The 14,173-nt window shown below is 74.3% G+C and carries 9 protein-coding genes; 2 read left to right on the top strand and 7 right to left on the bottom strand.

Annotated elements, in window-relative coordinates; all coding sequences use genetic code 11:
• Positions 1 to 722: 722 nt before the first annotated feature.
• The 3 genes from D7294_RS24220 to D7294_RS24210 form a co-directional block, all read right to left on the bottom strand.
• A complete protein-coding gene (locus tag D7294_RS24220; protein WP_241562589.1) occupies positions 723 to 3,188 on the bottom strand; it encodes a glycoside hydrolase family 2 protein in 2,466 nt (821 codons plus the stop codon).
• 269 nt (positions 3,189 to 3,457) lie between these two features.
• Positions 3,458 to 4,018, bottom strand: coding sequence for a YbaK/EbsC family protein (locus D7294_RS24215; protein ID WP_120683263.1), 561 nt, complete (start codon positions 4,016 to 4,018; stop codon positions 3,458 to 3,460).
• Positions 4,012 to 4,314, bottom strand: a complete 303-nt coding sequence (locus D7294_RS24210) for an ArsR/SmtB family transcription factor (protein WP_120683261.1) — start codon at positions 4,312 to 4,314, stop codon at positions 4,012 to 4,014. The genes D7294_RS24215 and D7294_RS24210 overlap by 7 nt, the downstream gene beginning before the upstream one ends.
• Before the next feature lie 599 nt (positions 4,315 to 4,913).
• Here D7294_RS24210 and D7294_RS24205 point away from each other — a divergent pair.
• Positions 4,914 to 6,683: an ABC transporter ATP-binding protein gene (locus D7294_RS24205; RefSeq protein ID WP_422070734.1), complete on the top strand. Its 1,770-nt coding sequence runs from the start codon at positions 4,914 to 4,916 to the stop codon at positions 6,681 to 6,683.
• A gap of 64 nt (positions 6,684 to 6,747) precedes the next feature.
• Here the strand turns inward: D7294_RS24205 and D7294_RS24200 are convergent, their stop codons facing one another.
• The 3 genes from D7294_RS24200 to D7294_RS24190 all read right to left on the bottom strand — a co-directional run bounded on the left by D7294_RS24200 (position 6,748) and on the right by D7294_RS24190 (position 11,731).
• Positions 6,748 to 8,292, bottom strand: coding sequence for a glycoside hydrolase family 31 protein (locus tag D7294_RS24200; RefSeq protein ID WP_120683257.1), 1,545 nt, complete (start codon positions 8,290 to 8,292; stop codon positions 6,748 to 6,750).
• Between the two features lie 144 nt (positions 8,293 to 8,436).
• On the bottom strand, positions 8,437 to 9,654 hold the full coding sequence (locus D7294_RS24195; RefSeq protein WP_120683255.1) for a thiolase family protein: 1,218 nt from the start codon (positions 9,652 to 9,654) through the stop codon (positions 8,437 to 8,439).
• Between the two features lie 532 nt (positions 9,655 to 10,186).
• Entirely contained in the window at positions 10,187 to 11,731 is a 1,545-nt protein-coding gene (locus tag D7294_RS24190; protein ID WP_120683253.1) for an FAD-dependent monooxygenase, read from the bottom strand.
• 353 nt (positions 11,732 to 12,084) lie between these two features.
• Here D7294_RS24190 and D7294_RS24185 point away from each other — a divergent pair, with 353 nt between their 5' ends.
• Positions 12,085 to 12,861 (top strand): class I SAM-dependent methyltransferase, encoded by a 777-nt coding sequence (locus D7294_RS24185; RefSeq protein ID WP_120683251.1) that lies wholly within the window; start codon positions 12,085 to 12,087, stop codon positions 12,859 to 12,861.
• A gap of 161 nt (positions 12,862 to 13,022) precedes the next feature.
• Here D7294_RS24185 and D7294_RS24180 read toward each other — a convergent pair whose 3' ends face one another.
• Positions 13,023 to 14,000, bottom strand: coding sequence for a sirohydrochlorin chelatase family protein (locus D7294_RS24180; protein WP_120683249.1), 978 nt, complete (start codon positions 13,998 to 14,000; stop codon positions 13,023 to 13,025).
• Positions 14,001 to 14,173: the final 173 nt, after the last annotated feature.

The raw sequence follows: 14,173 nt of genomic DNA, 5'->3' as shown, positions 1-14,173 counted from the left end.
TCCGGGCGCGACCGCGAACTCTCCCCACCCTGACCGTGAATGGAGAACGCCGCGGGCCGGGCGGACCCGGAGAGGACGGCACGGGCCCCCGGCCCCCTCGCCGACGCCGGGGCGCCTGCTCACCGCCGGGCCGATCGGCCGGGCGGCTCACGGTTCTGGCGCGCGGCGGTGTGAAGCGGGCGGCGGAGGCACCTTTGCCGCAGGGCGCAGGCCGAGGCCGGGCCGGGGCGTCCGGAGGCGGGGTGGACGGCGCGGAGCCGGGGCCGGCTTCTTCCGGTCGGCCGCGAGGGATGCCGCGAGCCGGCCCCTCCTTGGCGACGGCCGGAGGACTGCCGGGCTGCTCCGCCGGGGGCGGTTCGGGCGAGCAGCAGGGCCGCGTCCCGTCGGGTCGCCGGGGAACGTCCACGGCGCACACCGCCAGTGCGAGCGCGATCGAAGCCGAGCAACGATGGCCGCAGTGAGGCAGGGGTACGCCCGCGCAGCAGCCGGCCGGCGATCCGTGCGATGGCCGTGTCCTGGCCTGGCACGCGGACCCCGGTGCGGTAGGCCAGCGCCGGCGGCCCGGGCGCCCGGTGCGCCAGACCCACGGCCGGGCGTGAGGAGCGCCGCGGGCGGCACTCCCCGTCACGCCCCTGCGCGTGACGGGGATGCGCCTCGATCGGCGAGTGGGCGCGGCCGGCCCGGCAACGCCGCCCTGGCCTCAGGACCGGGGCGGCGCCGCCTCAGAGCAGGTCGTTCGCGGTGCGCAGCACGGGGGCGGTCAGCAGCGTCCGCGGGTCGAGTTCCGCCGCCGAGCGCACCGTGAACTCCGCCTGCTCGCCCGGCAGGAGGGTCACCAGCGCGTCGTCCGCCTCGGCCGCCGGGTCGGCGCGGTCGGCCAGCAGCGTCAGGTCCCGGAGCAGCGACCCGGCGGTGACGGTGACCAGGTAGCCGCCGGCGGTCCGCGCCACCTCGCCGCTCAGCCGGGCGGCGGGCAGGCCGGAGGCGCGGTCCTCGTGGGTCCACCAGGTGGCGCGCCGCGCGCCGGGCGCCTCGGCGGTGAGCAGCAGCGGAACGGTGCCGTCCCCCAGCAGCGCGGCCGGCACCGGCACCACCTGGGTGCCGCGTGGGGCGATCTTGAGGTCCGCCCCGGCCTCCCCGGCGGGCGCGCCGTCCAGGGTGTGGGCGCGCAGCCGAAGCTCGCCGTGCCAGGGCTCGGCGTGGTCGTCGAGCGCCACCAGCTCCAGACCGCCGGACGCGGCGCGGCGGAACCGCAGCAGCCGGTCCGCCTGCGCCTGGCGCAGGGCGTACCAGGCCGGCTTGCGCCGTCCGTCGCCGTCGATGACGGACCAGGAGACCACCGGCCAGCAGTCGTTGAGCTGCCACAGCACGCTGCCCGTGCAGCGGGGCGCCAGCGTGCGGAAGTGCCCGACGCCGAACGCGACGGCCCGCGCCTGGTTGAGCTGGGTCGCCCAGTGCCAGTCGGCGAAGTCCTCCGGGACGGGCAGATGCGGCTCCAGGCCGCGGCGCAGCTTCTCGTTGCCGTCGTCGGCCTTCTGGTGCACGAGCAGCTGGGGACCGTCGGGGTGCAGCGGCTCGTCGTGGACGACCCGGGTCAGCGCGGTCCAGGACGGCGGGCCCTGATAGCCGAACTCGGAGGCGAAACGCGGAGTCCAGTCGGCGTAGCAGGTCCAGTCGCGCCGGTTCCACACGTCCCAGATGTGCACGTCGCCCAGGTGCGGGGCGTCCGGTGAGGCGTAAGCGCCGAAGGAGTACGGGCTGTTGGGGACGTAGGGGCGGGTCGGGTCCAGCTCGGCGACGATCCGCGGCAGCAGGTCCTCGTAGTAGCCGGCGCCCCAGGTCTTGCCCTCCAGGCGGGCCCGCCAGCCGCCCCACTCGGCGAACGCGGCGATCGTCTCGTTGCCGCCGCACCACAGCGCGAGGGAGGCGTGCGGGGAAAGCGCGGCGACCGCCTCGCGCGCCTCGGCCTCCACCTCGCTCCGCAGCGGCTCCTCCTCCGGATAGCCGGCGCACGCGAAGAGGAAGTCCTGCCAGACCAGCACGCCCAGCTCGTCGCAGACGTCGTAGAACTCGCGCGGCTCGTAGATGCCGCCGCCCCAGACCCGCAGGAGATTGCACTCGGCCTCCACCGCCTGCATCACGCGGTGGCGGTAGCGGGCGGCGTCGATCCGGGTGACGAAGGCGTCGTCGGGGATCCAGTTCGCGCCGCGGACCAGGACCTCCTGGCCGTTGACCGACAGGTGGAACGGGATGCCGTGCTCGTCCGGGGTGGTGTCCAGCGCGACGGTGCGGAAGCCCACGCGCCGCTCGTAGCGGCCGAGTTCGGCGCCGGCGGCGTCCTCCAGGGTGACCACCAGGGGATGCAGGTGCTGCTCGCCGTAGCCGCGCGGCCACCACAGGGCGGCGTCCGGCACCTCCAGCTCCACCGTCAGCCGGGGCGCGCCCGCGGGGACGTCCACGCGCCGGCGCACGCCGCCGACGGAGACGGTGGCGCGCACGCCCGCGGCGGGCGCCTGCGGGGTGGCCCAGGCCAGGTCCAGCTCCGCGGTGACACGGCCGGTGGAGCCGTGCACCGAGGTGAGCGGCCGGACGCCGGCCAGCCGCGCGGTGTGCCAGCGCTCCAGCGCGAGGGGCCGCCAGATGCCCGCGGTCACCAGGTCGGGCCCCCAGTCCCAGCCGAAGTTGCACGCCATCTTGCGCAGCGCCCAGAAGGGGTGGGCGTTGGCATGGGGGCGGGGGCCGTAGCGTTCGGCGGCGCGCTCCACGTAGTCGAGCGCGGAGGCGAAGGTGATCACCAGGTCGTGGGCCCCGTCGCGCAGCCGGTGGGTGAGGTCGAAGCGGTAGGTGCGGAACTGGTTCTCCGTGTGGCCGAGGCGCTCGCCGTCGAGGTGGAGCTCTGCGAGGGTGTCCAGGCCCTCGCAGACCAGTTCCACGCGCTCGCCGGGCGCGGGTGCCGCCGCCTCGAAGGCGGTGCGGTACTCCCAGTCGTGCCGCCCGATCCAGGCGAGTTCCCGTTCGTTGTCGCCGTCGAAGGGATCGGGGATGAGGCCGGCGCCGATCAGGTCGGTGTGCACGCAGCCGGGGACTTCGGCGGCGACGGCGGTGCCGGTGGCGGCCTCGAACCCGGGGGCGGGGGGTCCGCCCGCCGACCGCAGGGTCCAACCGGTGTGCAGGAGAGTGCGGTCCACGTGGTTCGTTCCGTTCGTTCCGTGACTGTACAGGTGCGTTGTTGTCGGACTATGTGCCTTCACCGTACCGAGCCAGGACTGCACCGTCACGCGGACGTCGGTGCAGGCGGAGGGGCACGCCGTCGCCACCCGGGGGATCGGGGGGCGGAGGGCCGCACTCTCGGCGGCCGGTTGCGTCACCGATGAGCCGCCGGACATCCGGCATCTCCCACGCGGCGATCAAGGGTGGATGGCCGATCGCGCGCCGCGACGGGTCGCCCCTGGTGGGATCACGCCTCCCTGGTGGCGATCGGCCGGATCTGCGCGCCGATGCGCCGCAGGTGATCCCGGTAGTCTTGAGTGTTCAGGGACAGAGAGCGATCCAGCCGTGCGGCGTTGAAGAAGATCTCGGGGTGTTCCAAGGCCCCAGGATCCACGACGAGTTCGAGATCCGGGTGGAAGCTGAACGGCAGAATGGTGCCGCTGACGCTGCCGGACAGCGCCTCGGCCTTGTCCGTCGACGCGAAGGACACGTACGTACCGCCGGCCAGAGCCTTCAGCCCTTGCAGATCGACCCTGGCATCACCGGAGACGACGGCGAGGAAGTACCGCCTGCTGCGTTTGCCGGTCTTCACCATGACGACCAGGCACTTGGCCGCGTGGGCCACCGGGTGGCCGCGGTACCGGCTGACCACCTCGGTGCGCCCCTCGGGGGCGTGGTCGATGACGCGGTACCGGGCTCCGTGCGCGTCGAGCAGCGAGATGAGCCGCGCGTAGGTGTCCCTATCGGCGCTGCCGGAGTCCGCAGCGCCTTGCGGCGGGGAGGCGTACTGCTGGGGCACTTTTACCATCCTTCGTCGAACATCCGCTTGACCTCGGCGATGCGCTGCTCGTCGCGGCGATAGAAGGTCCACTGCTTGATCTTCGTGGCGCGCAGCAGCCCGGCTTCGGTGAGCAGCTTGAGGTGCACGCTCGCGGTGGGCCGGCTCACGCCGAGCTTGTCGGCGATGAACACCGAGCAGACCCCGTCCTCGACGAGGTCGCCGTCGCGCTGCGGCGGAAAGTGGGCGGTGGGGTCCCGCAGCCACTGCATGATCGCCAGGCGCTTCTCACTGCCGAGCGCCTTCAGCACCTCGACATCAATCATTTAGGCAGTTTGCTAACTGGCTAACTCTCATGTCAAGCCCTGCTTCCGCCGGCCGGCGCGAGAGGCGTTCACCACGCGTGCGCCTCCACGCCAAGCGGCGACGCCGCGCCGGCGACGGCGGCCGCCCCACCACTCGACGGCTGAAGTGACGCCTCCTGCCGGTCGCGCCCACGGCACGTCACATCACCACGGATGTACGGCCTTTGGGGCGCCGCCGGACCCGGTGCCCCGCCCCCGGGCGCGCGCGGGGGCGCGGGGGCGTGCCGAGACGCCGGGGCGATGCCCCCGTGCACCGGCGGAGCCGTCCCGTGGCGTGCGCCGGGACGGGAAAACCCTTGGACTGCGCCGGAGCCGGTACGGGACACTGACGGTCCCTGCCCCGTACTCGCCCTTTCCGCCGGTACCGCGTGGCGGCCCGGCCCGGCGCCGGCCCCCTGCAGGGCGCCCTGAAAGGGATCCGTTCGACTCGACACTCATCGCGGCAGGTTCCCGGCCACCGGCGTCCTCCTGGAGGAAGCGTGTGGCGGACCGCCGCACGACCGTACAGAGGTGGGATGGGAACGTCGCTTGCACAGGAGAGTCAACCGCAGAGGGGCTCCATGCTCCTCGCCCTGCGCCACTACACGGGTGAGCTGATCCGGCTGCGCCTGCTGGCCGTGCCCGGGATGCTGCTCCCGGCGCTGGGCACCATCGGCACCAACTACATCGCGCCGCTGATCGTCGCCAAACTCGTCGGCCACATCGCCGAAGGCGGCGCGACGTCCGCGGACGCGACCCTGCCCTACATCCTCGCCTTCGCCGGGGTCCTGCTGCTGGCCGAGACGCTGTGGCGCATCGGCATCCACTGCCTGAACCGGCTCGACGCGCTCGGCATCGAGCACCTGTACGTCATCGGCATGGACGAGCTGTTCAGCAAGGACGCCGCGTTCTACCACGACAACTTCGCCGGATCGCTGACCAAACGGGTGCTCAGCTTCGCCTCGCGCTTCGAGGAGTTCGTCGACACCCTGACGTTCTCCGTGCTGGGCAGCCTCGTGCCGCTGGCGTTCGGCGCGTTCGTGCTGTGGGGCTACGAGCCGCGGCTCGTCATCGGGCTCCTCACCGTGATCGCGCTGACGGCGCTGCTGGTGGTGCCGCTCATCCGGCGCCGCCAGTCGCTCGTCGACCAGCGCGAGCAGGCCATTGCCCGGGTGTCGGGACACGTCGCCGACAGCCTGATGAACATGGACACGGTTCGCGCGTTCGCCGCCGAGGAGCGCGAGGCCGCGGAACACCGTGCCCGCGTCGCGGAGTCGAGACGGCTGTCGCTGCGCTCCTGGGACTACGGCAACCTGCGCATCGACACGGTGGTCGCGCCCATGTCCGTGCTGGCCAGTACGCTGGGGCTGGCGATGGTGCTCGGGCTCTCCGGGGACGGGCTCGGCGTCGAGGCGCTCGTGGTCACGTTCACCTACTACAGCAACGCGACGCGGCTCATGTTCGACTTCAACCGGATCTACCGGCACCTGGAGAACTCGCTGACGGAGGCCGCCCAGTTCACCGAACTGCTGCTGACGCCGCCGACCGTGGTCGACCCGCCGTCGCCCGAGCCGCTGCGGCCCCGGGACGCCGACGTCAGGTTCGAGGGCGTCTTCTTCACCCACGCGGGCGGCAGACCGCTCTTCGAGGGGCTCGACCTGCAGGTCCCCAGCGGGTCGCGGATCGGGCTGGTCGGCCGCTCCGGCGGCGGCAAGACCACCCTCACGCGGCTGCTGCTGCGGATGACGGACATCGACGCCGGCCGCATCCTGATCGGCGGGCAGGACATCAGCAGGCTGCGCCAGGCGGACCTGCGCAGCCAGATCGCCTACGTGCCGCAGGACCCGGCGATGTTCCACCGCTCGCTGCGGGACAACATCGCCTTCGCCCGGCCGGACGCCACGGACGCCGACATCCGGCGCGCGGCAGACGCCGCGCACGTCACGGAGTTCGCCGACACGCTGCCTCAGGGCTTCGACACCATGGTGGGCGAGCGCGGTGTGAAGCTGTCGGGCGGCCAGCGCCAGCGGGTCGCCCTGGCCCGGGCCGTCCTGCGCGACGCCCCGATCCTGCTGCTGGACGAGGCGACCAGCGCCCTGGACTCGGAAAGTGAACTCCTGGTCCAGGAGGCGCTGTGGCGGCTCATGGAGAAGCGCACGGCGCTCGTCGTCGCGCACCGGCTGAGCACCGTGGCCGGGATGGACCGGCTCGTGGTCCTCGACCAGGGCCGGATCGTCGAGCAGGGCACGCACGAGGAACTGCTCGCGCTTGAGGGCACCTACGCAAAGCTGTGGCGGCACCAGTCGGGCGGCTTCCTCGACGAGTCGGCCGCGCCGCTCCTCGCCGACTGAACCGGGCGCGACCGCGGCCCGCCGGTCCTCCTCCGGCGGCCCGCGGTTGCCCCGGCGGCCGGACTCACGCCCGGGCGGCGGGCGTTGCGGGGGCCACGCGGCGGAACCAGGGGAGGCGGGACAGGGGAGCGTCGACCTCCAGGGTGGCGGGGCCCTCGGCCTCCCGGCCGTCATCGGCGCGCCAGTGCCCGGGCGGCAGCGTGACGCGCCTGCGGGTGGCTCCCTTCTCGGTCACGGGGGCGACGAGGATGTCGGGGCCGAGCAGGAACTGGTCGGTGACATGGGCGAATCCATGCCCCGGGTGGTCGAATTCGAGCGGCCGCAGCAGGGGTTCACCGGTGCGGGCGGACTCCCGGGCGAGGGCGAGGATCTCGGGGCCGAGGCGCCGGTGGAGCTCGGCCGCCTGCCGGCAGTAGGCCAGCTGCTCGGCGCTCAGCAGCCGCCAGGGTGCGGCCGAGAACTGCATCATGGGAAAGAGCGCCGCGGCCTGGGCGGAGCGGACGAACAGTTCCGGGTCGAAAACGGCACTGCCGAAGGAACCGTACTCCCCACCACCGATCATGTCCGGGCAGATGTAGGCGTGTCCGGTCAGGGCCTGTGCCAGGGCGTTGGGGACGAGGGCCGCAAGACCGTCCCGGCCGGCCCATGCGTGCTGCTTGTCGCGCTGGCGCTGCGCGAGGGGAAGGTTCGCCGCGAGCCAGGCGTCGCGGAACTCGTTGAGCGGGTAGGCCAGGCCGAAACGGTTCCACGCCACGGTGAGGGACTGCGGGTCGGGGCAGCCGAGCGCGGCGTAGAACGGCGGCTCCCCGCCGTCGAACTTGAACCCGTCCACGCCGAGTTCGCGCAGCCGCCCCAGCACGTCGGACAGCCACCGCAGGGTCCCGGGGTTGAGCAGGTCGAGGGCGGCGCCGAAGCCGTTCCACCACTCCCCGAGGGCGATCCGGCCGCGCGGGTCGCGCAGCAGCAGCCCCGCCTCCCGCAGCTCCCGGAACACCTCCGTGTCCGGGGTGACGTAGGGCACCAGCCACAGCATGACCTTGAAGCCCCAGTCGTGCAGCCGCGCCAGCATCGCGGCCGGGTCGGGGAAGCGGCCCTCGTGGAAGGTCCAGGTGCCGTACGCCTCGTGCCAGCGGTCGTCGATCATCAGCACGCCCGGGCCCAGTCCGTGGTCCAGGGCCGCCCGGGCGTAGTCGAGCACGCCCTGCTGCGTGGGGTGGTAGAGGGTCTCGATCCACAGGTTGTACTGCGGCGCCGTGAACAGCAGCGGGTCCGGCGTGCGCCCACCGGCGGGGAACCGCTCGCGCACCGGGGCGCGGTAGGCGCCGGCCAGGTCGCCGTGACCCTCGCGGAGCACCACGCCCACGGCCGGATCGGCCCGCAACCGCAGCGCGCCACCCGTCAGTTCGAGGGCGAAGGGCCGGCCGGACCAGACGTATCTGCCGTGGCTGGACAGCAGGGCGGGCATGCCCTGATTGCCGCCGAGGTCGCGGAGGTCGGCGCGGTAGCCCTCCCGGAAGGGCATGTCCAGTCCGTCGGCCGCGGCCCCGCCCCACCAGTGCTCTCCGTCCGCGACCGGAATCGTCACGGCCGAGCCCAGACCCTCGCCCATCCCGTCCTTCCCCTGCACAGCGCGTCGTCTTGGAAAGCAAACGCAAGGAATGGGCGTCTGCCGGAGGGATCCTAGGGTCGCGCTTGTGGAACGGCAAGAGATGGATGGGTTTGGAAGCTTCGGTGGGGGGCCGTCATGCGTGCGTCACCTCGGACCGTGCGGGCCGGGGGTGTCCCGGCCTGCCGGGCCCGCGAGGTTCTCCAGCACCACCGCGAGGGCCTGGCCGACGCCGATGCAGATCGCCGCGAGGCCCCAGCGTTCCCGCCGCTCGCGCAGCACCTTCGCCAGGGTGCCGAGCAGCCGTGCCCCCGAGGCGCCAAGCGGGTGGCCGAGGGCGAGGGCGCCGCCGCGGGTGTTGACGATGCCCGGGTCGATGCCCCAGGCGTCCACGCAGGCCAGCGCCTGCACGGCGAAGGCCTCGTTCAGCTCCACCGCGCCGACCTCGCCCCAGCCGATGCCGGCCCGGCGCAGGGCGCGTTCGGCGGCCACCACGGGGGCGTAGCCGAACATGGGCGGCTCGACCGCGTGGACGCCGCGGCCCGCGACGCGGGCCAGGGGCGGCAGGCCGATGCGTTCCGCGGCCTCCTCGGTGCCGAGCAGCAGCGCGGCGGCGCCGTCGCTCAGCGGGGAGGCGTTGCCCGCGGTGATGGTCCCGCCGGGGCGGAACGCCGGTGCCAGGGCGGCCAGTTGCTCCTCGCTGGTGCCGGGCCTGATTCCCTCGTCGCGGCGCAGGCCCGCCGTCTCAAGCACCAGGTCGTCGTAGAAGCCGGCGTCCCAGGCCGCGGCGGCCAGCCGGTGGGAGCGCACGGCGAACGCGTCCTGCCGCTCGCGGGGGATGGCGAACCGCTCCCGCAGCAGTTCGTTGCACTCGCCGAGCGAGACGGTCCACGCGGCCGGCATCGCGGGGTTGACCAGCCGCCAGCCGAGCGTCGTGGAGACGGCGCCCAGGTCGCCCGCGGGGAAGGCACGGTCGGGCTTGGGTAGCACCCAGGGGGCGCGGGTCATCGACTCCGAGCCCCCGGCCACGACGATCTCGGCGTCCCCGCACTCCAGGGCGCGCGCGGCCAGGATCGCGGCGTCCAGGCCGGAGCCGCACAGCCGGTTGACCGTGGTCGCGGGCACCCCCACGGGCAGCCCGGCCAGCAGCACCGCCATCCGCCCGACGTTGCGGTTGTCCTCGCCCGCGCCGTTGGCGTTGCCCCACACGACGTCACCCACGGCCGCCGGGTCGAGTCCCGGTGCGGCGGCCAGCACTCCCGACAGGGCGGTGGCCGCCAGGTCGTCGGCGCGCACCGCGGCCAGCGCCCCGTTGAAGCGGCCGAACGGCGTCCTGACCGCCGCGTACAGGAAGGCCCCGCTCACCGCGGGCGGTCCTCGGCCGGGTCCGCCCAGGCCCGCCGGGCGGGGGCCGGCTTTGGCACGGGCTCTCCGGCGCGGGCGGTGGGCGGCGGTGGCGGAGTGAACATGGCGGGCTCCTCCCCGGGGCTCGGCGCGTCGGGCCGTACGGCCGGTGAAACGGTAGCCGCGGCCCGCCCGTTCGCACAGGGCCACGGCCGCGCTCCCGCGGGACGCGGGGCCGCCGGGGCGGGCCTCGCCGGTTCCGCGGCGGCCCCCGCGCCCGGGCCGCAGGACGCTGCACACCGCCGGCGCCCCCGCCGCCCTGCGGCTCACCTCCGACGTGACGGCCCTCACCACCGGCCCGGACGGCCTCGCCCACGTCCTCGCCGGTGCGGCTGCCGGGAACCGCCGAGACGGCGCCCGCCCCCGGCCCGCCCCCTCGCGCCGGACCCGGAATCCCGCCACCGGGGTCCCGGCGGCCCCTGCCCGCGGCGGGATTCCGGCGCCACCGGCCGTTCGCGCCTTCGCGCGGGCCTCTTCCCGGCCCGGGCGGCGATCAGCGGGCGGGCCTGCCGAACCAGCGCCCGAGGTGCGTGTCCAGGTCCCGCTGATCGTCGCCGATCCAGGCGACGTGGCCGTCGGGGCGGAGCAGAACGCACGGAACGTCCAGCGCCGCGGTGGAGTCCCCGAGGTAGTCGACCCGGTCCGACCAGCCGCCGCAGGTCAGGCGTTCGGTGCGGTCGAGCAGCAGGCCGCGGCCGCGGTGCAGCAGGCCGTAGAGGCGGCCCTGCCGCACCTCGATGTCGCGCAGGCGGCGGCCGAGCAGTCCGGGGCCCTCGCCGAAGTCGTAGCGAATGCCGATCGCGGTGATCTTCTCGATCAGATGGCGGTTCACCTCGTCGAAGTCCATCAGCTCGGTGAGCAGCCTGCGCACGGCCTGCGGGCCGGGTTCCGGGGACAGCAGCTCCCGCTGGGCGCGGGTGTTGTCCAGCACCGCCTCGGCGACCGGCCGGCGTTCGGCCTCGTAGGTGTCAAGCAACGTTCCCGGCGCCCAGCCGCGGATCTGGGCGGCCAGCTTCCAGCCGAGGTTGACCGCGTCCTGAATGCCCAGGTTGAGGCCCTGCCCGCCGGTGGGCGGATGGATGTGCGCCGCGTCGCCGGCCAGCAGCACCCGCCCGACCCGGTAACGCTCGGCCAGCCGGGTGGCGTCCCCGAAGCGGGACAGCCAGCGAGGGGAGTGCACGCCGAAATCGGTCCCGGCGAGGGCGCGCAGCCGCCGCCGGAAATCCTCCAGGGTGGGCGGTTCGGCGCGGTCGCCGACTCCGGGGACGGGGACCACGACGCGGTACGTTCCTCCGCCGAGGGGCCCGAGGCTGAACGTCCTGTGGGTCGCCTGGACTTCGGCCACCTTGGCGGCGATCTCCTCCTGCGGCACGGCCACGTCCATCTCGCCCATCAGCGTCTCGTTCCGCGCGGGCTCGCCGGGGAAGCCGACGCCGAGCAGGCTGCGCACCGAGCTGCGCGCGCCGTCACAGCCCACGAGCCAGCGGGCGCGCAGCCGTTCGCCCTCGGCCGGCACGACGGTCACCCCCTCGTCGTCCTGCTCGAAACCGGCCAGCTCACGGCCGCGCCCGATCTGCGCGCCCAGCCCGCTCGCATGCTCTTCGAGCAGCCGAACGAGGACCGGCTGCGGAATGCCCAGCAGATAGGCGTGTGCGGTGTCCAGGTCCCCGGGCGCGGGTTTGGGGATGGCGGCGAAGAAGCCGCCTGCCGGGCGCCTTCTTCCGTGTGCCGCCACGCGCTCCAGCAGTCCGCGCATGGCCATCAGCTCGATGCTGCGCACGTGCAGGCCGACGATGCGGGCGAGCGACACGGGCCCGGTTTCCTTCTCCAGCACCCGTACCCGCACGCCGTGCAGCCGGAGTTCGGCGGCGAGCATCGCGCCGGTCGGCCCGCACCCCGCGATGATCACGTCGAACACGGGGGGCGTGTGAGCGGCGCTTGAGGCCGGGGGCCGGAGTCCGGGGGCAGCCTCCACGGGGACGTCGCGGCCGGCCGGGCCGCTCGGGGAGGGCCCGGTGGTGAACGGTGAAGAGCGCACAGGTGTTGCCTTTCGGGAGTGCCTTGCTGGGGAGGCGCTCCCGGCGACACCTACGTCAATCGCCCGGCCGTGACGGGGAGGCGGAGCACCCACGGCGATACAGCGTTCATGGGTCTCACCTCCTCGGGCGGCGTCACGGTCCACCGCACGCTACCGCCCGGGCATCACCCCGTCCAATCCCTTGTCGCCCTCAGCCGTGGACGCGGTCGTCGACGCGGCCGGGATCGCCGAAGCCCTGGTGCGCCGCGCCGCGGCGGAGCAGGCACCCGGTGGCCGCGCACCCGCGCGGCCGGCCCGCGCGCGAATGGCCCGCCTCGCTGGACTTCCCGGTGCCGGGGGCCTAGGTTAGTTCCGTGAGTGAACAAAATGCGGACGGCAGCGCCGGAGACGCCGACTACGGGACGATCGGCGCCGGCTACAGCTCCTACCGCCGGCCGGACCCGCGCATCGCCGAGGCGGTCCACCGCGCCCTCGGCGACGCCGGGACGGTGGTCAACGTCGGGGCCGGAGCCGGGTCCTACGAACCGGCGGGGGCACGGGTCACCCCCGTGGAGCCCTCCCGGGCGATGCGGGCCCAGCGCCCCGCCCACCTCGCCCCGGCCGTCGACGCCACCGCCGAGCAACTCCCCTTCGCCGACAACGAGTTCGACGCCGCGATGACCACCTTCAGCGTGCACCAGTGGAGCGACCTCGCCGCCGGGCTCTCGGAGATGCGGCGCGTGGCCAGGGGGCCGGTGGTCATCCTGACCTGCGACCCGGCCCTCGTGCGCGACTTCTGGCTCTACGACTACGCCCCCCTGGTCCTCGACACCGAGGCCAGGCGCTACCCCGCCCCCGGGGACATCGCCGAGGTCCTCGGCGGCACCGTGACCGTGGAGCGGGTGCCCATACCCGCCGACTGCGTCGACGGCTTCAACGAGGCGTACTACGCCCGCCCGGAACGCCTCCTCGAACCGGGAGCCCGCCTCGCCTGCTCGGCCTGGAGCTTCGTGGCGGCCGACGTGCAGGAGAGCTACCTCGCCCACCTGCGCCGGGACCTGGAATCCGGCCGCTGGGACGAACGCTACGGCGCCCTGCGCACGCTGCCGCACTGGGACGGCTCCCTCGTCCTCATCCGCGCGGTGCCCTGAGGCGCCCCGCGCCCGCAACGGGGACGCGGCGGCGCCGGGGAATCCGGGGTGCTTCGGCCGGGCCGTGCTGAGCTCTTGCACGACCCGGACGCACCCCGGCCGGATGCCGCACCCGCCGTCTCGGGCGCTGCCGCCGCCGCGACGGACGGGCGCCCTGCGTTTCAGCGGACCGGCGTGCCCTGGGTCGGATGCTGAGGGGCGATGCCCACCTTCGCCATGTACGCCGAGAGCACCAGCTTGCCCACCGCCGGATAGGCCGCAAGCGGCTCGGCCGCCGCGCAGCCGGCCTCCTTGGCCGCCTCCGCGAGCAGGCCCTCGGGAATCTCGGGGCCGATCAGGCAGGGCGCGAGGGCCAGTTGCTGCGAGCCGGCTTCGGTCAGCTGCCGCGCCGTCTGCGCCACCGAACCCTCCTCGTCCAGGGCGGCGGCGAGCACCGGCACCGCGAGCCTGGCCGACAGCAGCATCCCCGTGATCCCGGCCGCCTGCACCGCCTCCTGGCCGCCCACCGTGACCAGGATGATGCCGTCGGCCGCGGTGGCCACGGTGAACAGCCGGGCGCGGTCGGCGCGGGCCAGCCCCGCCTCCGACAGCCGCACGTGCACGCCCTCGGCGAGCAGCGGGTGCGGGCCGAGCACGTCCGTCAACTCGGCGCCCGAGCCGCTGTCGAGCACCACCTGCCGTATCAGCCGCAGCTGCGCGGCGTCGGGGTTGGCGAGCAGCGGAACGACGACCGCGGGAACGTCCCGGTCGGGGTCGGCGCGCCGCGCGGCCAGGCCGGTCAGCACCTCGCGCAGCGAGGGAAGCGCCGGGGAGGAGGCGAAGGTCTCCGTCGCCTGCGACGCGTCCGCGGCCTCGGCGCCCGGGGCCTCCTCCGCCGGCCTCGGCGCCTCGGCGTCGGCCCGCCGCTCCTCGACGAACCCGATGCGTGCGTCGAGGCCGGGCAGCTCCGAACGTGCGATGCTCGCCACCTCCTCGGCGAGCGCACGGCTCTCCTCGGAGGGGCCGCCGGGGACGGCGAGCACCAACGCGGGCGCGTCGTCGGGCGCGGTCACGGGCTCAGGCCGACGGTGACGGCCTGGCTGTCGGGGGCGCGGCATTCGTACGGGCAGGCCGTGGCCTGGGCCGGTGGGGGAGCTCATGTCGCCGCATGTTAATGCCTTGATGTGCTTTGCTGTTCGCCCGGGGGCTTACGGTCCGCATCTGTCCCGAAATATCCCGCGCGTCGGAGTGACCCACCGACTCCTCCCGCGCGCACGGCATTTCGGGCGGTACCCCTGCATCCCGCCGCACCGGGCGAACCGGCGGGGCCGGG

The sequence above is a fragment of the Streptomyces hoynatensis genome (genome assembly GCF_003626535.1).
Taxonomy (GTDB): Bacteria; Actinomycetota; Actinomycetes; order Streptomycetales; family Streptomycetaceae; genus Streptomyces; species Streptomyces hoynatensis.
This window is presented reverse-complemented; position numbering and strand designations above follow the sequence as displayed.